The 20820-nt window shown below is 35.3% G+C and carries 23 protein-coding genes and 1 pseudogene; all 24 read right to left on the reverse strand.

The window, feature by feature from the left end; all coding sequences use genetic code 11:
• Window positions 1-45: 45 nt before the first annotated feature.
• A pseudogene (locus tag ABFX33_RS26710) lies at window positions 46-261 on the reverse strand (hypothetical protein); the annotation flags it as partial.
• Window positions 258-1355, reverse strand: coding sequence for a hypothetical protein (locus tag ABFX33_RS11050; RefSeq protein WP_346086120.1), 1098 nt, complete (start codon window positions 1353-1355; stop codon window positions 258-260). The gene ABFX33_RS11050 and the pseudogene ABFX33_RS26710, both read right to left, overlap by 4 nt.
• Window positions 1348-2175: a 6-hydroxymethylpterin diphosphokinase MptE-like protein gene (locus tag ABFX33_RS11055; RefSeq protein ID WP_346086121.1), complete on the reverse strand. Its 828-nt coding sequence runs from the start codon at window positions 2173-2175 to the stop codon at window positions 1348-1350. Before ABFX33_RS11055 ends, ABFX33_RS11050 begins: the two co-directional genes overlap by 8 nt.
• Window positions 2168-3460: an oligosaccharide flippase family protein gene (locus ABFX33_RS11060; protein WP_346086122.1), complete on the reverse strand. Its 1293-nt coding sequence runs from the start codon at window positions 3458-3460 to the stop codon at window positions 2168-2170. Before ABFX33_RS11060 ends, ABFX33_RS11055 begins: the two co-directional genes overlap by 8 nt.
• A 133-nt stretch (window positions 3461-3593) precedes the next feature.
• Window positions 3594-4337: an SDR family oxidoreductase gene (locus tag ABFX33_RS11065; RefSeq protein WP_346086123.1), complete on the reverse strand. Its 744-nt coding sequence runs from the start codon at window positions 4335-4337 to the stop codon at window positions 3594-3596.
• Window positions 4322-5230, reverse strand: a complete 909-nt coding sequence (locus ABFX33_RS11070) for a Gfo/Idh/MocA family protein (RefSeq protein ID WP_346086124.1) — start codon at window positions 5228-5230, stop codon at window positions 4322-4324. Before ABFX33_RS11070 ends, ABFX33_RS11065 begins: the two co-directional genes overlap by 16 nt.
• A complete protein-coding gene (locus ABFX33_RS11075) occupies window positions 5227-5952 on the reverse strand; it encodes an acylneuraminate cytidylyltransferase family protein (protein ID WP_346086125.1) in 726 nt (241 codons plus the stop codon). The genes ABFX33_RS11070 and ABFX33_RS11075 overlap by 4 nt, the downstream gene beginning before the upstream one ends.
• On the reverse strand, window positions 5949-6599 hold the full coding sequence (locus tag ABFX33_RS11080; RefSeq protein WP_346086126.1) for an LbetaH domain-containing protein: 651 nt from the start codon (window positions 6597-6599) through the stop codon (window positions 5949-5951). The genes ABFX33_RS11075 and ABFX33_RS11080 overlap by 4 nt, the downstream gene beginning before the upstream one ends.
• The gene (locus tag ABFX33_RS11085) at window positions 6596-7645 is read right to left on the reverse strand and encodes a nucleotidyltransferase family protein (protein WP_346086127.1); all 1050 of its coding nucleotides are present in this window, start codon (window positions 7643-7645) and stop codon (window positions 6596-6598) included. The genes ABFX33_RS11080 and ABFX33_RS11085 overlap by 4 nt, the downstream gene beginning before the upstream one ends.
• Window positions 7645-8808, reverse strand: coding sequence for a UDP-N-acetylglucosamine 2-epimerase (neuC, locus tag ABFX33_RS11090; RefSeq protein ID WP_346086128.1), 1164 nt, complete (start codon window positions 8806-8808; stop codon window positions 7645-7647). The genes ABFX33_RS11085 and neuC overlap by 1 nt, the downstream gene beginning before the upstream one ends.
• The gene (neuB, locus tag ABFX33_RS11095) at window positions 8808-9824 is read right to left on the reverse strand and encodes an N-acetylneuraminate synthase (RefSeq protein WP_346086129.1); all 1017 of its coding nucleotides are present in this window, start codon (window positions 9822-9824) and stop codon (window positions 8808-8810) included. The genes neuC and neuB overlap by 1 nt, the downstream gene beginning before the upstream one ends.
• Entirely contained in the window at window positions 9824-10468 is a 645-nt protein-coding gene (locus tag ABFX33_RS11100) for an acetyltransferase (RefSeq protein ID WP_346086130.1), read from the reverse strand. The genes neuB and ABFX33_RS11100 overlap by 1 nt, the downstream gene beginning before the upstream one ends.
• Complete coding sequence (locus ABFX33_RS11105; RefSeq protein WP_346086131.1) at window positions 10446-11588, reverse strand: LegC family aminotransferase; 1143 nt, start codon at window positions 11586-11588, stop codon at window positions 10446-10448. The genes ABFX33_RS11100 and ABFX33_RS11105 overlap by 23 nt, the downstream gene beginning before the upstream one ends.
• Before the next feature lie 3 nt (window positions 11589-11591).
• Entirely contained in the window at window positions 11592-12779 is a 1188-nt protein-coding gene (locus tag ABFX33_RS11110; RefSeq protein WP_346086132.1) for a UDP-N-acetylglucosamine 4,6-dehydratase, read from the reverse strand.
• Between the two features lie 133 nt (window positions 12780-12912).
• A complete protein-coding gene (locus tag ABFX33_RS11115; protein ID WP_346086133.1) occupies window positions 12913-13437 on the reverse strand; it encodes an ArsR family transcriptional regulator in 525 nt (174 codons plus the stop codon).
• A 231-nt stretch (window positions 13438-13668) separates the two neighbouring features.
• The gene (locus ABFX33_RS11120) at window positions 13669-14142 is read right to left on the reverse strand and encodes a hypothetical protein (protein WP_346086134.1); all 474 of its coding nucleotides are present in this window, start codon (window positions 14140-14142) and stop codon (window positions 13669-13671) included.
• Window positions 14143-14356: 214 nt separating this feature from the next.
• On the reverse strand, window positions 14357-15355 hold the full coding sequence (locus ABFX33_RS11125; protein ID WP_346086135.1) for a mannose-1-phosphate guanylyltransferase: 999 nt from the start codon (window positions 15353-15355) through the stop codon (window positions 14357-14359).
• Between the two features lie 6 nt (window positions 15356-15361).
• Window positions 15362-15784: an adenylyltransferase/cytidyltransferase family protein gene (locus ABFX33_RS11130; protein WP_259185936.1), complete on the reverse strand. Its 423-nt coding sequence runs from the start codon at window positions 15782-15784 to the stop codon at window positions 15362-15364.
• Window positions 15785-15789: 5 nt separating this feature from the next.
• Window positions 15790-16257 (reverse strand): adenylyltransferase/cytidyltransferase family protein, encoded by a 468-nt coding sequence (locus ABFX33_RS11135; RefSeq protein ID WP_346086136.1) that lies wholly within the window; start codon window positions 16255-16257, stop codon window positions 15790-15792.
• Window positions 16258-16373: 116 nt separating this feature from the next.
• A complete protein-coding gene (locus tag ABFX33_RS11140) occupies window positions 16374-16895 on the reverse strand; it encodes a 3'-5' exonuclease (RefSeq protein WP_346086137.1) in 522 nt (173 codons plus the stop codon).
• Between the two features lie 118 nt (window positions 16896-17013).
• Entirely contained in the window at window positions 17014-17778 is a 765-nt protein-coding gene (locus tag ABFX33_RS11145) for an AglZ/HisF2 family acetamidino modification protein (RefSeq protein WP_346086138.1), read from the reverse strand.
• On the reverse strand, window positions 17735-18403 hold the full coding sequence (gene hisH / locus ABFX33_RS11150) for an imidazole glycerol phosphate synthase subunit HisH (RefSeq protein ID WP_346086139.1): 669 nt from the start codon (window positions 18401-18403) through the stop codon (window positions 17735-17737). The genes ABFX33_RS11145 and hisH overlap by 44 nt, the downstream gene beginning before the upstream one ends.
• Window positions 18400-19545 carry an N-acetyl sugar amidotransferase gene (locus tag ABFX33_RS11155; protein ID WP_346086140.1) on the reverse strand — a complete coding sequence of 382 codons (1146 nt, stop codon included), beginning with the start codon at window positions 19543-19545 and terminating at the stop codon, window positions 18400-18402. The genes hisH and ABFX33_RS11155 overlap by 4 nt, the downstream gene beginning before the upstream one ends.
• Complete coding sequence (locus ABFX33_RS11160; RefSeq protein WP_259185921.1) at window positions 19542-20759, reverse strand: glycosyltransferase; 1218 nt, start codon at window positions 20757-20759, stop codon at window positions 19542-19544. Before ABFX33_RS11160 ends, ABFX33_RS11155 begins: the two co-directional genes overlap by 4 nt.
• Between the last annotated feature and the right edge of the window lie 61 nt (window positions 20760-20820).

The following is a 20820-nucleotide window of genomic DNA, read 5'->3' on the forward strand; positions in this document are numbered from 1 at the left end:
AATTCCTGCTATTCTAAATTCATGATCATCACCTTGAATTGACACGTTATTGGCTAGCATAGAATACGCACCTATACTAACTTTAGGATATATGGTACAATTTGCGCCGATAAAAACATACTTTTCTGTATGCAGATCCCTACTAATTTTCGAGACCCCACCAAAAAATAGTGGTTGTTCAATATCCTTTAAACCAAATCGGTGAATAAAATAAAGCGATTTAAGTTTTCTATAAAAACTCACGATTCTTTTTTTTATCATCTTTTTACTAATTTAATGTTTTTCAATGGCATGAATAATAAATAAAAAATGAGTGGATCTAATGGCCCATGGAAAGCGGTGGAGTCAACAGATGATCTAAACAATAAAACCATAAGAAGTACCATAAAAACATAATTTCCTATTTTTATATATCTAATGAGCGCATATATAATACTGAATATTATAATTATAAAACCAAACAGTCCGTAAAAAATATGTAAACGAATAAATGAGTTATGTGGATTATATTCGACTTGTGCCAATGACTCAATATCAAGCAATGGAGTACCAAAAATAATATTCGAAAGAGACGTTAAAGTCTTATTTAGATACTCTTGATTCATAGTTTCCCGTATGTCCTCAGCTCCCATGTTTTCTATTCGATATAATGCTGTATAAAATATTGAATCTGCAAAATAAATATATGCATATATCGACAAGATCAAAATCAAAGAAATTAATAAAAACTTATAAAGAAACTTATAATTTGACAGAAGAGGTATTAATACTAACAATACGGAAAAAGAAAAAATTCCGCTTCGACCTACCCCCCAAACTGCAACAAACAACGCTAGTACCAGAATTAAAGGACTTGGTTTTCTATTATTTTGTGTTGCCGAAATAATATGAAAACCTACACTAATTAATAGTACAACAGAAATGAAGTTTCGACTTATTGAAAACACTTCATCTGGCACTGTTCCTTTTATGATAAAAAAAAAGAAATAGCAAATAGTCAAATAAGCCAATAATCTATATATTTTAAAATTTAAAGTGTAAAAAACAGGAATTAGAGCTATTCCAAAATAATTGAATACTAAAAAAAAGTCTACAAGCCGGTAATTTTCACTAAAGGGAACAATAAATAAAACACAAAAGGCTAATAAAGAAACAAAAGCAGGAATAATTGCACCTTTAGTAAAACGTCTTAAAAGCAAAAAAAGAGCACTATAACCCATCATAACAAACAAAGACGTAAAAAGAGCATTAGCACCAGGAATACTATCTCCAATTGCAAATTTGCTTATCAGAAAAATAAAATAAGCTGGGATTATAAATTGCACATAAATATGTGGTTCTTTTGCTTTATTCATTTGGTATAATATTATTTATTAAATCTTCAAAACGGCCCAATGGATAAGCATCAAGTAAACTAGTTTCGCAGAGATTTACAATTTTTACACCTTTTTCCTTGGCAAGCTTAGCGATTAAGTAATGAAATTCTGTAGTTATGTGATAGTATTTAAGTTGATATCCCAATCTATTTTCAATCTTTCTGTTTAATCCTTCTTCTTCTTTATAAAAATGGACATCACTACGTGATGCAAACGAATTATAATCTGTTCCCAATAGATATATTTCCTTTGCACCCATATATATAGCTATCAAAATACATGTGCTCACAACATTCATAGTTATAAAACTATTTGAGGAGATGTCACATTCGATATGATCAGTTGGAAATTTTTTAGAATAAAGATATATAGACCTGTTTCTACGATCCAATTTATCCACTAATTCCTTTGCACGATAATCTGCTATTAGAGTAGAGTTTTTGTATTTATTATCAAACTCTGTGTACATACTCTCATAAGCCTTAGTAATAGACAAAGGATCTACCATTGCATAATACGTAGGCTCAAACTCTGGAAATTTATCATTCTTATAAAAGAGGTTTACAGCAAAAGATATATGCTTACTTATATACTCATAATGTTTTTGATTAAGTGTATTAAGTGATGGACCATTTCCCATAATAAAAAACTTTTCCCCTTGATGTTTCCCCTTATATTGAACGTTCTGGGCTACCAATGCCCTTTCTTTTCTCTTGATATAAAAAAGTAGCTCTGAGAGAACATTGAACCCTCTGTAGATCAGCCTATCAATTGTGTCTTTTAGTTTAAATTTACTCATTTATATTTTGTTTACGGAGTATAGGATATAATTTGTTACTATAATATATAACACATGAGCATATTATGAAATTAGATAACAAATTTAAATATGCTAAACCAACAACGGTATATCTGGTTATGCAAATAGATAAAATTACATGAATTATTGAAATAGAAAAAGTGATATACATCAATTCCTTCGTCTTTTTATAATAAAAAATATAATTGACAAACAAATAGTATATACATTGAAAAAAAGCCGCAGCACAAAGAGGAAATATATATGGAATAGCGTCAATGTATTTAGGCATAAACAATTTAATGATTCCATAAATTACAACCATGGATATAACCGTAATTACTGCAAAGGCAATGGTCATGATTAAGACTTGTTTCTTTAACTTAACACTAATATTTGGTGAGCCGCTTGTTAGATTCTTAAAAATAAATACTGAATTAGATGCATTAAAAGCGGTTCCAACCATAAGTATGAGACCTGAAAAATTGAAAATAAAACTAAAAGATCCTAAAATACTAGATCCTTGAAAGAAATTTATAATATAACGGTCTAATCCCATTCTTAGCCAAACTGTGCTACTATGGGGGATTAGAGGTAAACCAAAGCGAGTTATTCGTTTTAAGTGATTTCTATTTACATTAAACCCAATATAGAAGCCCAATTGACGTAAGTAATAAATTGAAATCCCGAAACATATAATACTTGATATGAACTGAGCAAGAGCTCGTCCCTCCCACCCATAATTTCTCTGTACACATAAATACCATGTCAAACCAATATTCAGACCTACAAAGGTCATCGTTAACAGACCATATTTGACAGGTTTCTCCTCAAGACGAAAGACTTCCAAAAGCATTAAGTATATGACCTGAAAAAAACAAATAGCAATGGCACAATAAACATACTCAAGTGGGATGCTCATATAATTTGTTATACTTGATGGTAACAAATAAAATAGAAAGGAAAATAGAAGAAAAACGATTAAAGATAATGAAATGATCGTATTCATAATCCTATTTATATATTTCTTGTTTTTTTTGTAATAAATAACAGAAATATACCCCTGAGTACCTAAAGGGATGATAGTCGTGAAGACCAACAAGATCGTTGAAAAAAGATTTAATTCACCAAATGCTTGTTTAGATAAATATCCCGAAAGCAAAAAAATCAGGAGAAAATTAAGCCCGTTATTAATTGTCGCAAATAAAGTGAAAATCAAACTATTTTTGACAAAGCTGTTATCCACAACTATTGTCAAAATTTTTTCTTTTATTGTTCTCAACATACTTCCATTGTTAATCTAATATATCCCACCAGAAAATAAAACATAAACTTTTTGATCTCGTATAACATTCTTATCCTAAGTTCGATATAGATCAAATGTCGCTTGTCAGTTAGTAATTTACAGAGATAAGTATCTAAATCGCAGTCCAGCCACCATCAACCATTAAATTGTGCCCTGTAATAAACGAAGCTTCTTCTGATAACAGAAATGCCACAGGGGGAGCCATTTCTTCCGCTCTTCCCATCCTTTTTAATGGAGATTTCATTTCATAGCGTTCAATAAAAGAGGGATGCTGTTTATCTATAATGCCCCCAGGTGAGACACAATTAACCCTTATTCCATCCTTCCCAAAATAAGACGCCAAATATCTAGTTAAGTTGATTACACCGCCTTTTATGGCAGCATATGCTGCCGGTGATGTCCCCCCATAACCTTCATATATGGTAAAATCATTACCCACGACTCCATAAATAGAACCAATATTTACAATTGAACCCGATTTTTGCTCTTTCATAACTACTAAAACGGCCTGAGAAAGTAAAAACACCGCGTTCAATTGCATATCGATATTAGATCGCCAAGAGTCATACGGAATATTTTCAAACTTAAGCCCCCAATCCTTTGTTCTTGGATAAGCGTTATTCACTAAACCGTCAATTCTCCCATAAAATTTTTTTACATCATCGACAAGCTTAATAATCTGAGATTCATCCGTTAAATCGCAAGCATAAACTCCTTTCGAAAGATCAACATTATTGTTAATATCCACATCTACCACGACAGCACCTTCATCTCGGCAATAACTAACTATATGCTTACCTATAAGGCCGGCTCCGCCTGTTACTATAATAACTTTGTTTTCTAATCTTCCAGACATATCTTTAAAATATTATAGGCTTCAACTATATCATTAAACCCCTTTTCTTTTGATCGTTGCATCACATTTTGAATAAAAAATTCCATCTGTGGCTGGTAAGTATCTACTATTGTTTGTTTCGAGGAAAAAATAAGCTCGCCATTCCATCTCACTTCATTTTTCAACAAATCAACAGTACATTCTCCCTCCTCACAGATGATCTCCAAGCTTCGCCTTGGAGATCTCCTATAATAATTTAGAACAATATTTGCAGCGAAATCATCATATAACATTAAATAATTAGCATAGTCATATGCAGAAATATTGAGTGATGAAACATTTGAAAATTCTTTCTTTGTCAATTTCGGAAAGCCGAATAACCATACCAGATAGTCAATTTCATGTATTAAATCTATATGTACTCCCCCTCCCATTTCCTTGTTCGCACTATATACCTTTCGAAAATCCACATTTGGCCGCCAATTCGGCAAATATGATCCACAATAAACATTTACCTCATTTACTCGCTTTCCTTTAATAAATTTATGGACAAAAACAAGGCAATCCAGAAAACGAAGATTACAGGCAACATAAGTAGAGATTCCTTTGTCTAAGACGGATTGGACGAGTTTATCTTGATTTAAATTATGAAACAAAGGTTTTTCTATAAACAAAGGTACATTTAGATGTAATAAAGTACGAATAGTTGACTCATGTTCCGATGTAGGATTTGAAATTATCACAAAATCAATTTCGGAGACTTCTCCCAAATCAAAGACATTCACTACCCCTTCTTCTATTGTTGATAATCTATTTCGGCGCAATGCATAGATTACAGCATCCGGCACAATTTGTCGAATCGCCTTAATGTGTTTCCTTGCTATTGCTCCTAAGCCTACAAACAGTATTTTCATATTAACTGGAATGGTAACTTGTTATTTGATAGAAGATAATCCATAAACTCAAAATCGATGGGTGTATCCAAATCAAAACATATATGATCCATATTATATATTAATGATTTCTCTGTTATAACTCCTTTCTCCCCGGAGTCAAAAAATGCACGTCGATAAATATAAAAGGATGCATTTAATTCATATACGTCAGGAGCAGTTTGTCTTGATAAAGTCGTAATATTTCTTTTTTTTGATGTCTGGTAATACCCTGATTCATTTCTTTCCACCATATTAAAGTATGGGTTTTTATGGGCCGTATTCACAGAGAATAAAGTCAGTGCATCACTTTCTCGCTCCATAATTGAAAAGGCCTCTTCGACGTCCGAAAGAGTTCTCAAGGGAGAACTTATATCTAAGTCCAAGACATATTCAAATTTGTTGTGATGCCTTTTCTCAGAATAAGATAAAAGATCACGTATAGCATCAACCTTCCCAGCGTTATCAGAAGCTAAATCCGCAGGTCTCGTGTATTCTGTTGATAGACCTAACTGTTCAGCCATATTCTTTATTTCTTCATCGTCCGTGGAAAGCTCTATTACTACTTCTTTATAGCGTTGTTCAATTTGTTTCGCAAATTGTATACTGTAATCAATCAATGGACGTCCATTTAATTCTTTTATATTTTTCCGAGGAATTCCTTTGGACCCACCACGTGCACAAAGACTAATTAAAATTTTCATTGTTTCTTAATATCTTTAAAAATTAGATTTGGAGATTGTCCAAATACAATTGTATCAGACGGGACGTCTTCGTCCTTAATATATGTATTTGCAGATATCCAAACATTGTTTCCAATCCTTGATTTTCCAAGTATCTTTGAATTGGAGTACATTTTTACGTTATCACCGATTATAGGATAAACGCCTTTGTTCCCTCCTATAGTACAACCTTGCATTGCAAAAAAATTGTTTCCATATTTTGCCCGACCAAGCACTAATCCCAAGGGGTGTTCAAAAAAGAAGACAGCAGGCAACTCAACCTCAGCATAAATATCAACCGAATGCAATATTTTATTTAAATAATAAAATTTATCTTTCAACTGATGTTTTAGCCCCGCAAAAATTTGGCTATAAAAGTATAAATAAATAAGATATTGTCCTGAATGATAAGACGCAAAGAATACTCTCCCGTCTGCAGAAAAGTATTTATTATCTACATTTTGAAAACAATACTCAATTTTTTTTAAAACATCAACATGATATTTTCTAATTAAATCTTCTTCATCTTTAGTCAGAAAAAAAAAGTTCGCCAATCTTTTTAAAAGAACTCCTATCAATTGTTCCTCATCGATATCACAAAATATATTAGAACTTATAAGGTAATTCATAATTTTATATGTTTAATATCTTCTTGAGCCTTTTTAAAATCTTCGTGCTTACCAATATCTAACCAATAACCATTTATCGGATAGGTAATAAGTTTCAGATTCATTTCAATAATACGGTCCATCAAATCAGTGATATCAAAAAATTGATCTTCTGGAATCATTTTTAATATATCCTTTTTTAAGATATATATTCCGGCATTGGAATAGTAGGTGTACCGTGGCTTTTCTTTTAGCGACCTTACCGTATTTGTTTCATTAACTTCTAAAACAGCATAAGGTACATCCACATGATATGAGGTAGCGGCAACCGCCATGTCTGCACCAGAATCTTTATAAGTCCTAAAAAAATCAGCATAATCTATATTTGTCAATAGATCGCTATTCATTACAATAATATCGTCGTGCTCAAAATGTTCAACTAAGAGAATCGATCCAATAGTTCCAAGCGGCTTTTCTTCCCTAACATAGCGAATATTCAGATTCCTTTCAGAACCATTTCCAAAGTAATCTACGAGCTGATCGCCCAGATAATTAATACTTAAATTGACATTCTTTATTCCAACTTTCTGCAGCCGATCAATATTATATTCAATAATTGGCTTTTCACCAACCTTCAAAAGGGGCTTAGGCGTTGTCTCTGTAAGTGGTCTTAAGCGTTTTCCCTCCCCGCCTGCCATTAAAACGGCATCAGCAGGGATTAAAGTCGATCTAGTTCTAAAGTTTAATATATCAACGATAATGTTCTGATCGTTTAGAATAGGTACAACTTTGAAATGGCTGGCCCTAAATGATTCCAACTTATCTAAACTATACTCCTTTTCCAGTATAAATTTAGGTGAGGGTTGAATAAAGTCTATCAATTTATGATCAAAATCAAGACCTTTAATAAATCCCCGTCGCAAATCACCATCCGTCATAGACCCCAATAATCTATTTTGGCTATCAACCACAAATAAAATCGCATCAGAAGCCAATTGATCTAACTTAATTAGTGCATCCCGAACAGTTTCTGTTTGCAGAATAGTATGCTTTTTAACAATATTCATTAGCTATGGTTTATATTGTAAAATTCTTTAACATGTAATTTTTTGAAATCAACAGCGTATAAGATTTTCATAATTTTATCTGATGTTCCTCCAGTTCCGTATGGATTGACGGTATTAGCTCTTAGTTTCTGATCCTTCGCAGTTTTGATCTGCTGAAAACAATGTAGAATATCCTCTTCCTCAATAGCACAATTTAAAACAGTATCTGCCTGTGTACGTCCCCTTTGCCTATCCCCAATATTTATTGTTGCCGTACCGAGAGAAGGTGCTTCAATGATTCCACTAGAACTGTTTCCGACAATAGCATCACAGATATTAACAACAGATAAAAAGCGTAAGCTGCCCAGAGAAATGTAAGCAGATGCCTTATCGGGATTTTTATAAACAAACTCATCTATCATTTGATTGATAATACGTCCATCCGTATCTGCATTTGCTTTTGTAAAAACAAAATAACTATCCTGTTGCTTCTCAATAGCATTTAACAATACTTGGAATTGATCTTTCGACGAAAAATGAGACAATGTTTCGGGATGAAATGTTACCTGATAATTGTATTTTTTAAAATAAATACCAAGATTCTCTTCGAGTTGCTCTCTGGTTAACAATTCCAAGTCGACAATATTATCTAGACCAATAGCTCCGACATTATGCACATTTTCGGGGCGTTCTCCCATTTGAATTACGCGTTGTCTATATTCTTCAGTAGAGGTGAAATGTAATGCACTTAGTTTAGTAATGGCATGCCTGATCGCATCATCATAAGCCCCTTCTGTTATTTCCCCTCCATGCAAATGAATGACCGGAATATTAAAAATTGCAGCCGTCGATGCGACAGATAGCATTTCATATCGATCGCCCAATATTATAATGGCCTCTGGAGCCAATCGGGCAAAAGCTTCGGAATATCCTATCATACCAAGCCCCATCGATTTAACGATACCGATCGCAGTATCTGACGATAATAGCATTTCTACCTTCTCATCAATTTGAAATCCATCCTCCTCAAGAAACCTGTAGGTTAAGCCAAATTCTGGAGACAAGTGAGCTCCTGTTGCCAAAATTTGTAGTTGAAACTCCCCACTTTCACGAAGTTTTATCATTAATGGCCTTAATAAACCATATTCCGCACGTGTTGCTGTTATTACACAAATTTTCTTCATCACAGACAAATTAAATCATCCTCTTCAAAGTTTTGTTCAGCAATCTTTCCAACAACCTCATCCCAACACATGGGAGAAATACCAGATCCAGGGCGTTTTACAGTAAGGTTCTCTTCAGAAAAAACTTCACCTTTCTTTATCGCAACTTTTGCCACAATACTTTTTCGTGCGATTGCAATATTTTTCTTCTCTGATTCACTAGGTTCTTTCAATCCGGATCCGGAAATAGCCTGCTCTATATTTCTTATTGCTAAAACCATAGCTTTCAATTCGCTCGGTTCCAACGAAGCAGCATGGTCAGGTCCGTCCATATGCTTGTCTAAAGTAAAATGCTTTTCTATAACGCGGGCACCTAAAGCAACAGCTGCAATAGGTACTTCTATACCCAGAGTGTGATCGGAATAACCTATTTCAGTATCGAACGTGTTTCCAATATGCAACATCGCCTTCATGTTAACATCTTGCATTGGAGTCGGGTACTCTGTATTACAATGCAAGATTGTAATATCTTCTTTATTAACACCTTCTTTTGTAAAAACATCAATAGCTAAACGAATATCTTCCAAAGTGCTCATTCCAGTAGATAGAATTACTTTATCAAACAACTTTGCTACCATACGTAGATATGGTAAGTTTGTAATTTCTCCTGATGGCACTTTCACTAAACCTAAACCTATATCTTTTAAATATTGTAAAGAGTCCAGATCAAATGCTGTAGAAAAGAAATTAATATTCTTTTGATTACAATACCTAATCAGCTGTTCATGATCATCATGCGAAAGCTCTAACTTTTTCAACATATCCAATTGCGAATCCTTTTCATCCTTTGTATTCTGGATTTGATAATCCGCTTTTTTCGCAGACTTCGCGACTAGCTTATCGGCTTTAAAGGTTTGAAATTTCACATAGTCAACACCTGCATCGACAGCAGCATCTACTAATCTGAAAGCATTTTCTAAACTTCCATTGTGATTAACTCCCGCTTCCGCAATAATTATAACTCTATTATTCTTCATTATCTTAATTTTTTTGCGGGATTCCCGACCCAAACTTCACCAGTTGGTATATTATTCAAAACCACGCTTCCTGCACCAATTATCACATTATCACCGATGGTTATCCCTTGTTTAATAACTGCATTTGCACCAATGAATGTATTTTTTCCAATTGTTACCTGCCCCGCTAGTACGGATCCTGGCGCTAAATGGACATTATTGCCGATCCGACATTCATGTTCCACAATAGCTCCTGAGTTAATAATGCAACAATTACCCATCTGTACCAGAGCATTTACAATAGTTTGCGGCCCTATATAAATACCATGCCCTAATTGTACAAAATTTGCAATAGTAGAGGTAGGATGAATAACATTCAGGATCTTTTTCCCATTGGCTATAATTCTAGACGAAATCTTTTCTCGAATATTATTATCTCCTATTCCCAAAATATAGCTATCAGCAAGATTCCAGTCAAATATCGCACCCGATTCGTTACCGATATATTGCAAATCAAAAGGATTCTCGTCTTTTTCAAACAAATCACTATAGAACTGAACTCGTAAGTCGTTTTTCAAACAAGCATCCAATACGACATAAGAATGTCCAGAATATCCTATAATTGCAATTCTATCCATTTTATTATCTAACACTACTAGGGACATTGACTATCCGTTCTTCTAAAAATTCAGCATTTTTTTGTTCATCACGCTGAAAATTTAAATACATAGGTAAACGATGCATTAAATTCCAGATTGGACGTGTCATAATTCCGGCTTCATTTGTATATTTAAGAAAATGCTCCCTTTCTATTTTATTCTCCAATTCAACACACATCAACCAGTAATTAGCTTTTGCTTCTGGCAATTCTTCCCTGAATTTTATACCCAAACCCCGAAATAGATTGGCATACCCTTCTGCTAAATCTCTTTTATCTGCCAAAAAACCATCTAATTCTTCTAATTGGGCACAAGCTAATGCTGCATTTAAGTTTGGCATTCTAAAGTTATACCCTAATTCATCATGAAAAAACTCATATGGATGCGGTCTTTTCGCAGTAGTGGTTAAATATTTTGCATGTTTTCCCAACTCAGCATCATTCGTTACGATTACTCCTCCCCCTCCAGAAGTAACGGTCTTATTTCCATTGAAAGAAAAACCGCTAATAAGCCCCATAGAGCCCGTATGTTTTCCTTTGTAATAACTTCCTAGAGATTCCGCAGCATCTTCAACTAAGGGGATCTGCCACTTCTTGCAAACAGCAAGCAGTTCATCAAGATGTACAGGAAAGCCAAACGTATGCATAGGCATACATGCTGCAATTCTCTTTCCCGTGGATTTGTTATAACAACCGTCCTCACGAATTTCTCCGTATTGCTCTAAGAATGCTTCTACGGCTTTAGGAGACAGTCCCATGGTATCTAAGTCAACGTCAATAAAAACTGGCACTGCTTGATTGTACATAATAGCATTGGCCGTAGCAATAAAAGTCAATGCTTGGGTAATAACTTCGTCACCTGCTTTGACACCAGCTAACCTTAACGCAACTTGCAAAGAGGAAGTCCCATTAACAACCGCAACCGCTTTATTTGTTTGGGTAAATGTTTGCATCATCTGCTCAAACTGATCTACATAAGCACCTACCGAAGATACAAATGTAGAGTCAATAGTATCTAAGACATATTTTTTTTCATTTCCACGAAATCTAGGTTCATGCAATGGAATGAATTTATCAGTTTTGTATTGCTCCCTTACAAATGAAATAAGTTGATTTATGTTTTCCATTTTTTACATTTTTGCATCTAAATACTTTCCTGTTTCTTTATGACCAAAATCAGGAATCATCTGATTAAAGAGCTCTACGATTTCCTCTTTCCCCCATGTCCCAGAATTTCTCATTGCATTAATTGTATCCTCAAATAAATTGATCTTATCGACATCCTCATTAAGTGCGTTTTTTATGACTCCGAGATTTTCGAAACGCTCCATATCTAAAGTTTCTGTCGAAGTAAAGAATTCTTCAAAATCCTTCTCCCCCGTGGTATCACTTTTCGTAAAGAGGCATGGCCATTTCCCCTCTAAAGGTAGGCTATCGATCAATGCTCTAGCTTCCTCTTCGTTCTCGCATAAATATGGCTCGTAACCTATTTCTTTCAAATATTGGACAGCAATCTCAGCAAAAGTAATGAGGTGAAGGTTTTCGCTTAATTTTGGGAAAAAGATATCACGGTTTTCACCAAAGACACATGACATGAGACATAACTCACCGGATTCTTTTGGTATTACAAAATACCTTTTAATATCATTAGGAGCAACTATAGGTTGACGCTTCTCTATACGCTTATTAAAACCATGTAATAGAGAACCATCGGAAAAAGCGACATTAGCAAAGCGAGCTGTTGAGATATCTATTTCCTTGCTTCTACGCATTAGAAACATTTCCATAATTCGCTTAGAGGCTCCCATCATGTTAACTGGGTTTGCAGCTTTATCGGTAGAAACACAAAAATATTTTTTAACACCCTTCTCAATGGATTGTTGAATTGTCTTATCTGTATTAAAGATATTGACATTAATCATCCTCATCAAGGTATAAGGATCTTTTTCACTCCGTACATGCTTCAATGCAGATAAATTCAACACGTAATCATAATCTCCATCTGCATTCCAAAAAGCATCGTATTCTGTAGAACCAATATCTAGTGCAAAAGTCTGAAAATCTCCATCTATATATCCAAAGCTACTTCGAATATCACGAACAAGCTCCACCATATTATTTTCGCTAATATCGACAACATGCAACTTCTTAGGGTTTCTCTTGAAAATCTCCTTTGTCGTTGCAGATCCTATTGATCCTGCTCCTCCAATCACCAAAAATTTAGACGAACTAACAATTTCAGTTAGTTTCTTTTCATGCTGTTCAATGTCATTATTGAACAACTCTTGATTTCTTCCAATTAATTTTAAAATATCCATACGTATAATCTACGATCAATAATTGTCTATTCAAAAAATGCCCTGCATCCAAAACACAGCACACACGCTATTTGCACCTTGCCTTTAATAAGTTCCTTACCCTCTAATCTTCATTCGTAGAAAACATCTACTTTCATTTTACCGGGTAGGCTTTGCTATTGTTGTCGAATAAAACAATGCGATGCCCAACAAACTCATCGAAATTAACAATGATTTTCTTTTTTAATTTCTTCCCAACTTTATCCGCTAACTGCAATAAATATGCCTGATTTAAATTATTGCCCCAAATTAATACTTCTATATTCCCAGAGTCTATTCCTTCGGCATAATTTCCAACCAAGCTAACTTCCTGAATATCTCCCGCTTTTTGTAAAATAAACTCAACAACATCATCTATTCCCAAATAGGTGTGAATTAATTTTTGTAAAGGCTTAAATAAGGAATGTTTGGTATTGGCTCGGTATACTATCTTATTCTTATCTGTACTTTTTTCTAAATACCCGGCCTCAGACAATTGATTCAGTTCCTTTCGAATTGCATTAGTTGATTCCTGAAATTCATCTGCCAATCCACGCAAATGTCCTTGATTACTTGCTGACACAAAAAACTTGATCAATAATTTGAGACGAGTCTTGGATGTAATCAATGATTCTAACATTGGCACTATTTTAATGAGTAACAAAAGTACTCAATACCATTTACTTCTGCAAATGAAGAAATTGTTAATTAACAGAAGCTGCATTCACATTTAAACCTTAATTAGCTCAAACACTTAATTAACAGCTTCTAAAAATTAAAATTCACGTGGAACATCAACCCAAATGAACATAAAATTGCCCCCCTGTCATGAGGTACCCTTAAAAATAAAACAAGTACTATTATCAACCAATCAAACTTCAGTTTTTTGATATAAATCCGATATGGATAAAGTTGCCGTAAATGATTCTGGCCTCCTTTCTTCAAAATTTAGAACTCCGGAAATATTTATCCGTCCGCCTGTTAGGTTTTCAATCTTTGGAGTCCGTCTGTTAATCTTAAAACGAACGGAAACATCGGATCGCCTATTATCCTTCCGTTCAAATGGAATAACTAAAATCTGCTCAAGGTTTACGTCTAAAGCGGAATGTAATGGTCTTACTTTTCGGATGACAATATTCTTTAATCTATCATCACTACGTTCAGCTTTAAAGATAAATACCCCACTTCGGACATTTCTATCCCCACTATATTGGCCTGGGCGCTCCTGAAACATATAGCTAACGGTCATTCCAACGCTTCTATTAAATCGTTGTTTCTGCTGTTTCTTCCTCCAGAAAAAACAGCCCCCTAAAAATAAAATAATAAGTATGGCTATGGTCATCATATCATTATGTTGGTTAAAATTAAATGACTAAGTGCTTCACATATAGATGCTCTTAAACACTAACCAAATATCTGATATTACTATTAATTCAATATTAAATCAGCAGGGACAAATAAGGGACATTTGGTAATCTGTTAAGAAACAGATTTAATAACATGGACAATGCTGAAAAAAAAAGAGCTTGATCATGCAATGATCAAGCTCCTTTGCTAAATTAGTCAATCAATTTGGATTGATGCCGTTCCAATGTATTGTATATTTTTTTTACGTCCTGTGATTTTTCCTTCTGAAGAACGAGGATAGCATCTTTTGTATGAACAAGGATACTATCTTTTAAACCGACAAAGGCTGTGTAAATATCAGTACCAATAACCATATTGCCATTCTCATCGACTGGATGTCCAGTTAGCTTTAAATAATCGTACATTGATTCAAATGACCCTAAGTCAGACCATTGGAAACTTGTGGCTACAACACGAATCTTCTTTGACCGTTCCATAACAGCATAATCGATCGAAATAGAAGGAATCTCTTTAGAAAGCTGTAGATCGAGCTCGTCGTGTTGACGATGTTGCCATGCCGCCAATGCTGTCGCATATACCTTAGGTTCGAAAGTTTGTAATTCCGATAAAAACGTATCTGCCCTGAAACAAAACATTCCTGAGTTCCAAAGAAAATTACCTCGCTCGATAAAGTCTTCGGCAGTATCCTGATTAGGCTTTTCCCGGAAGGACAACACTTTATCATCTTTATATTCTATATAGCCATACCCTGTTTCAGGACGACTTGGTTGAATACCAAATGTGACAATATATCCCTTATTCGCTTTTTCGATACCAGCTTTAATGGCATCTGCATAGGGCTGATCTCCCACAATCACATGATCCGAGGGGGTTACAATCAAGATATCGTCTGGTTGTGCAGCAAAGGCCGCAAAAGCTATTGCAGCAGCAGTGTTACGGGGAGTAGCTTCAACAATATCAATATATTCGATAGCATTGTTTTCCATCACCTCTCGGCTCAGATTGTGATTATCCCGATTCCCAACGACGATAACCTGACCACAAAGAGACTGATTTCGTTTTATGGTCATCTCAAACAATGACCCTTCTTTGAATAAAGAAAGATACTGCTTTGGATAGCTCTTCCGCGAAAGCGGCCAGAGACGGCTCCCGACCCCACCAGTCAATACAACATGGATAATAGCACTCATAATATTTTAGTTATTTCCCGCTTCTTTATCGGCTACAACTTTCCGTAGACCCGCACTCGAAAAACGATGTGTACGCTTATTATAATAAATTTCAATATTTTCTTCTACACAATATGATCTACCAGTAAAATCAGTATCCCGATATTCCTCACCAATAATACGAACCTGAATCGGTAAGGCCTTAATCATATCGATAAGATCTTGTTCAGTTTCGTAGGGAATAATTTCATCAACATAACGACATCCCTCTAATTGAATATAACGCTCGACGATGGTTTGTGTTGGCTTTGCCTTTTCCGGGAACACCTCAGATGGATCCGTATTGAGCCCAACAATCAAATAATCACAATGTCTCTTTGCTTCCTCAAGCATCATAATATGACCTGCATGTAAAAGATCAAATACGCCAAATGTTATTCCGATTTTCATTTTATTCACTTATTAGCATTAAAAAGGGGTTCCTCTCCAGCATTTGCTTTAGCGACAATCTTGCGCAAGCCAGAACTTGAAAAACGATGATCACGGCTATTAAAATATAATTCTATACCCGTTTCTTCGCAATATACTCTACCTGTAAAACTTTTTTCACGATATTCATCACCCACGATACGGACATCAATTTTAAATGATCGGAGTATATCCTCCAAATCTTGCTCTGTCGCATAGGGCACAATCTGGTCTACATATTTACAACCTTTGAGCTGAATATAACGCTCCACAACAGTTTGTGCAGGCTTATTCTTTTCTGGTCGATCTAGCGTAGGATCTGTCTGTAGCCCACAGATTAAAAAATCACACTGTCTCTTGGCATCTTCGAGCATTTTGATATGACCAGCATGCAGCAGGTCAAATGCACTGAATGTAATACCAATTCGCATACTTTTTGCAGGTATGGCTATCATAATATCATTAAAATTTAAATAATAAAGGAAATCCCTCAATTAATATATCAAATATAAAACTTAAAATGAGAACAACCGAAAGCTTCCTTTCGTTCTATATCGAATAAAGGTAAATATCATGCCAAAGAAGGAATATCGGCATGCCTTAAATACAAATTAGCACAAGCACGGGCATCTGAGAGCGCCTCGTGATGGTTAAGCTCAATTCCCAAAACTTCACAACAGGCATTTAGCCGTGCGGGCTTAAAACCCTTTCCCTGATAAATACGAAATGTACATTCCCACTTTTCGCTCAAGCCTAAACTTTCATAAGAAAGATTATAATAACTCATTGTTTTACGAAGCACACCACGATCAAATAATTCATTATGAGCAACCATTAACCGGTTATTAATCAGCGGAAAGATCTGGGGGAATAATTCTTTGAAGGTAGGAGCCAAAGCTGTGTCCTTAGGTTTAATTCCATGAACCCGCGTAGTCTGCCACATATATTGATTATTCGGCGGCTGAATCAGTGAATAAAATTCATCAACTATAATACCTTGTTCTACTACAACTAACCCTATTGCACAAGCCGAATTCTGATTGGCTGTAGCTGTTTCGAAATCTATTGCTGTAAAACTTAATCCTGATTGCATCTATAATCCCTCTTAAAATTGGGATAAAAATAAGCTTTTTTTTGTTTTGCTCAAATAAACAACATTCAGACCTAAAAGATATGAGTGTGCGGTTTATTAAACAGATCTACCACAGGCCTTAACGGTGATATAGTCTATCTTTATCTTCCTTTGTTGGATAATTAATCAAAACTGCCTTATAAACTCCCTTAAATACAAACAAGCTTCCTGCAGCTACACCGATAATTTTGTGCCGATCGATAATATCTCGAATATCTTCCAATGAACCCGCTCCTCCTAAAACTGTCATTGGTAGCGTTGTTTTCTCACGGGCCTTATCAATCAGCGTTTTATCATAGCCCTTCATCATTCCATCGTGGTCAATTGAGTTAATGATAATTTCCCCAGCCCCCGATCGCTGTGCCTGTTCAATAAATTGGAAAGGGTTGATCCCTGTAGACTTCTTGCCATTATGAGTATAAACTTCATAGCCACCAAAAAGCTTTTTCTTAACATCTAAAACAACAATAACAGATTGCGCTCCAACCCGATCCGCTATTTCGGTTATCAATCTCGGATTTTGTAATGCAGCAGAAGACAACGCTATTTTCTCAATTCCGAGCCCAAATATTCGTTGTGCTTGATCAACGGTTTTCACCCCCCCACCATAACACAACGGCATGCGCGACTGATTAGCGATACGCTCTATCAAACTGTAATTTGGCTCTAAACCTTTTACTGTTGCATCGATGTCGAAAATTGCCAGCTCATCAACAGCCTTTTCATTGAAGATCTTTACAGCGTTAATGGGATCACCAACATATTTTGGGTTTTTAAAATTAACAGTCTTTACTAATCCATTATCCTGTATAAGCAGGCTGGGAATAATTCTTGGTCGTAACATTTTCTTCTACATTTAACTTTGCAAAATTGCCCAATAGAACTTCACCGTAGTGATGGCTTTTTTCGGGATGAAATTGAATTCCAAATCGATTTTTATAATGAGCGGCTGAAGTAAATTCTCCTCCATAGTCTGTGACAGCCAAGATATCTTCCGAACAGTTACACTCAAAGTAATAACTGTGCAAAAAATAGAAAATAGCATCTTTTTCAAGCCCATTAAATAATGCCAAATCTTTTATTGGTTTTACATCGTTCCAACCCATATGCGGCAACTGCGTTACATAGTCTATCTTTTTTCTATCAAATATCTTCACCTGAGCATCTATCCAGCCCAATCCTTCCATCTCACCCTCATCGCTGCTCTTCGCCATCATTTGCATTCCGACACATATACCAATCACCGGAATATCCCCTCCAAGCACCAAGTCATCCAAAGTCTCACGCATACCGGATTGATTCAACTGTGTCATGGCATGATCAAAATGTCCAACACCAGGCAAGATTAACTTCTCGGCTCCAATCAAGTCCGTCCTTGTTTTCGCAATTTTTACAGGTACATCAAGACGTTTGTAAACATTAACAAAGGCATTGATATTTCCGACACCATAATCTACTAAAGTTATCATCTAAATAAACGCTTTTCTATTTTCATTTTTTGCATCATCTTAGCTCCCAACTTGATGATTTCTATCTTACTTTTATAGTTTTTATAGGTCTTATTTTTACCTTCAAAGATCGCCTGCAATTCATCCGGAGTTAAGTCCAGTTTGTTAGCGATATATTCAAATTCTCTTTGCAAGAATTCATCGGAAAGTTCCGGCCGAGATATTCTCTCTAAAGCTTCCTCTCTCGTCATCTGCCCAGTCAGGATCAGCGATGAAAAATGTGCACGCCGCTTTTCATAACCAAATTTTCGTGGCAGCCAATAATCCTCATAAAAACGAGTAAAACGTGACTCATGATGCTTATGTTGAAAAGATTCCCAACCATACCTTTCAAACAACAAATTTTCGGCATCTTTCTTAACAAATGGAATAAGATTGAGGGGTTTGAAAACTTCCATTCCATAGATATAACGATAGTAAATTTTATATTTTAAAATATCGACCAATGGAAATGTTTTTAATGGACGTTTACCAAATTGCCCATGAATGTCTTTTACTAATCGTACATCGATACCCGGAAATCCCCCCCACTCTTCTGGTTCCCGACAGCATTCGGTAGAAAAATTCCCCCCTGTCAGGACATAATTTATTTTGTGTTTCTTAGCGAATTTATATAATGCGGAAAAGAATGCATAATCTTGGGGCAAATCCTGATCCGCAATTTGAGATTTTAAAAAAGCAACTTGGAGATCCTTCATTTCCTCCCAGTTAATTACTTCAGTATAAAGATCTAAGTTAAGTCCATTAATAAGCTTTTCAATATTACCTACCGCTTTATCTGTATTCCAACCTGCGTCCACGTGAAATATTAAAGGTCTTAGACCCATAATTTCTTTTGCGACATAGGCCGCATAAGAACTGTCCAATCCCCCGCTGAGTCCAATAATGCAGTCAAAGTCTTTATTTTTACTGGTCTTTTTTATACGATCAGCGATTTTCATTAACTCCTCAAGTCCACGTTCGTCTGTATGCCAGTTTGGTAAAATATTTTCAATATAGTTTGTATAATAATCACTTTCCCCCTTCTCATTAAAAATGATATTTGGATCCGATGTATCCATTATTGTCTTGGTACATATTTGATATGGCCTTTCTCTTTTCATCTACTACTCTTATTTAATATATCATAATATAGCTCTATATAGTCTTGAAAGCGGTCTTCCTTTTTAAAGTTGTTTCGAGCACGTTCTTTGCAATTACTTGAATAATATGCTTTACCGTTACGCTCAATTTCAAATATCGCTTCGCTTAACGAGGCTGAATCCTTCTGACGGACAACTATCCCAGTACCTGCGTCAACGGCCTCTGAACTTCCCCCTGAGTCAAAGGTAACTACGGGTGTTCCACAAGCCAGCGCCTCCAAATTAGTTGTTGGAAAGGTATCCTCCAACGTTGGATTCACAAAAACATCCGCAGAAGAATAGAAATCAACAAGCTCATCGATATTATTTGTCCTTTTTAAAGCGATAATATTTGGCGGAAGCTCAGCAATTTGACGTTTAGACAGCCCTATTAAGACTATCTGAAACCGATCGGTCAAACTACTTGCCATCTCAATGAAAAATCTCAATCCTTTTCTTGTGTCCCAAGGGTTGGCCACGCCCAAAATTACAAATTTATCTTCAATATTAAACTGTGTCTTAATATTATTACCCGAATATCTAAATTTATCGACATCGATCCCGTTTTGAATCGTTTTAATCCGATGGGAACTAAGAAACGATTTTCGGACTTCCTTCTCTAGCCATTTCGATACAGGCACAATCGTTAAATTCTTTACTGAATTAAATAAACGTTTCTTATCCAAAAAATTCCTGCGAGAATTATCTTTAAAAAATGCTTTGGGGTATTCCCCCAATTGAGGACAATGACCACACTCTGTCTGCCATTTGGAACACCCCACCAAATCATAATAGGCACAGTGTCCTGTATAGGACCAGCAATCATGAAAAGTCCAAATGATCGGTTTCCCAAACGTAGCAAGGAAATTAAAAAGCAATTCAATATTTATATAATAACCGTGCAGATGTTGCATATGAATAACATCTGGGTTAATACGTTCTATTTCTCTAATTAACTTTTTAGTAGCTCCAATAGAAAAAAAACCGTGTCTATCAGTGAAGCGTGTCCCTAAGGCATGAATATAAAAATCCACCTTATCACCAATTTTATAAGACGACGATTTGGAAGCCGCTCCCTCCCTGCCATAAGCAATGATACTTTTCCCTCCTTTGGCAAGTACCGCCTCCCCAATTTGCTCAGCAATCCGACCAACAGAGCCTATATTTAACTCACTACTTATTTGAAATACTGTCATAACTTTATATCACAAAATATCCCCACATTAATTATAGACGATCAATGGGAACTATAGTCCC

It is taken from the genome of Sphingobacterium ginsenosidimutans, from assembly GCF_039536865.1.
Taxonomy (GTDB): domain Bacteria; phylum Bacteroidota; class Bacteroidia; order Sphingobacteriales; family Sphingobacteriaceae; genus Sphingobacterium; species Sphingobacterium detergens.

Coding starts and splice junctions, on each gene's coding strand:
- ABFX33_RS11050 (WP_346086120.1), bottom strand. CDS start 1,355: ATGAATAAAGCAAAAGAACCACATATTTATGTGCAATTTATAATCCCA.
- ABFX33_RS11055 (WP_346086121.1), bottom strand. CDS start 2,175: ATGAGTAAATTTAAACTAAAAGACACAATTGATAGGCTGATCTACAGA.
- ABFX33_RS11060 (WP_346086122.1), bottom strand. CDS start 3,460: ATGTTGAGAACAATAAAAGAAAAAATTTTGACAATAGTTGTGGATAAC.
- ABFX33_RS11065 (WP_346086123.1), bottom strand. CDS start 4,337: ATGTCTGGAAGATTAGAAAACAAAGTTATTATAGTAACAGGCGGAGCC.
- ABFX33_RS11070 (WP_346086124.1), bottom strand. CDS start 5,230: ATGAAAATACTGTTTGTAGGCTTAGGAGCAATAGCAAGGAAACACATT.
- ABFX33_RS11075 (WP_346086125.1), bottom strand. CDS start 5,952: ATGAAAATTTTAATTAGTCTTTGTGCACGTGGTGGGTCCAAAGGAATT.
- ABFX33_RS11080 (WP_346086126.1), bottom strand. CDS start 6,599: ATGAATTACCTTATAAGTTCTAATATATTTTGTGATATCGATGAGGAA.
- ABFX33_RS11085 (WP_346086127.1), bottom strand. CDS start 7,645: ATGAATATTGTTAAAAAGCATACTATTCTGCAAACAGAAACTGTTCGG.
- neuC (WP_346086128.1), bottom strand. CDS start 8,808: ATGAAGAAAATTTGTGTAATAACAGCAACACGTGCGGAATATGGTTTA.
- neuB (WP_346086129.1), bottom strand. CDS start 9,824: ATGAAGAATAATAGAGTTATAATTATTGCGGAAGCGGGAGTTAATCAC.
- ABFX33_RS11100 (WP_346086130.1), bottom strand. CDS start 10,468: ATGTCCCTAGTAGTGTTAGATAATAAAATGGATAGAATTGCAATTATA.
- ABFX33_RS11105 (WP_346086131.1), bottom strand. CDS start 11,588: ATGGAAAACATAAATCAACTTATTTCATTTGTAAGGGAGCAATACAAA.
- ABFX33_RS11110 (WP_346086132.1), bottom strand. CDS start 12,779: ATGGATATTTTAAAATTAATTGGAAGAAATCAAGAGTTGTTCAATAAT.
- ABFX33_RS11115 (WP_346086133.1), bottom strand. CDS start 13,437: ATGTTAGAATCATTGATTACATCCAAGACTCGTCTCAAATTATTGATC.
- ABFX33_RS11120 (WP_346086134.1), bottom strand. CDS start 14,142: ATGATGACCATAGCCATACTTATTATTTTATTTTTAGGGGGCTGTTTT.
- ABFX33_RS11125 (WP_346086135.1), bottom strand. CDS start 15,355: ATGAGTGCTATTATCCATGTTGTATTGACTGGTGGGGTCGGGAGCCGT.
- ABFX33_RS11130 (WP_259185936.1), bottom strand. CDS start 15,784: ATGAAAATCGGAATAACATTTGGCGTATTTGATCTTTTACATGCAGGT.
- ABFX33_RS11135 (WP_346086136.1), bottom strand. CDS start 16,257: ATGATAGCCATACCTGCAAAAAGTATGCGAATTGGTATTACATTCAGT.
- ABFX33_RS11140 (WP_346086137.1), bottom strand. CDS start 16,895: ATGCAATCAGGATTAAGTTTTACAGCAATAGATTTCGAAACAGCTACA.
- ABFX33_RS11145 (WP_346086138.1), bottom strand. CDS start 17,778: ATGTTACGACCAAGAATTATTCCCAGCCTGCTTATACAGGATAATGGA.
- hisH (WP_346086139.1), bottom strand. CDS start 18,403: ATGATAACTTTAGTAGATTATGGTGTCGGAAATATCAATGCCTTTGTT.
- ABFX33_RS11155 (WP_346086140.1), bottom strand. CDS start 19,545: ATGAAAAGAGAAAGGCCATATCAAATATGTACCAAGACAATAATGGAT.
- ABFX33_RS11160 (WP_259185921.1), bottom strand. CDS start 20,759: ATGACAGTATTTCAAATAAGTAGTGAGTTAAATATAGGCTCTGTTGGT.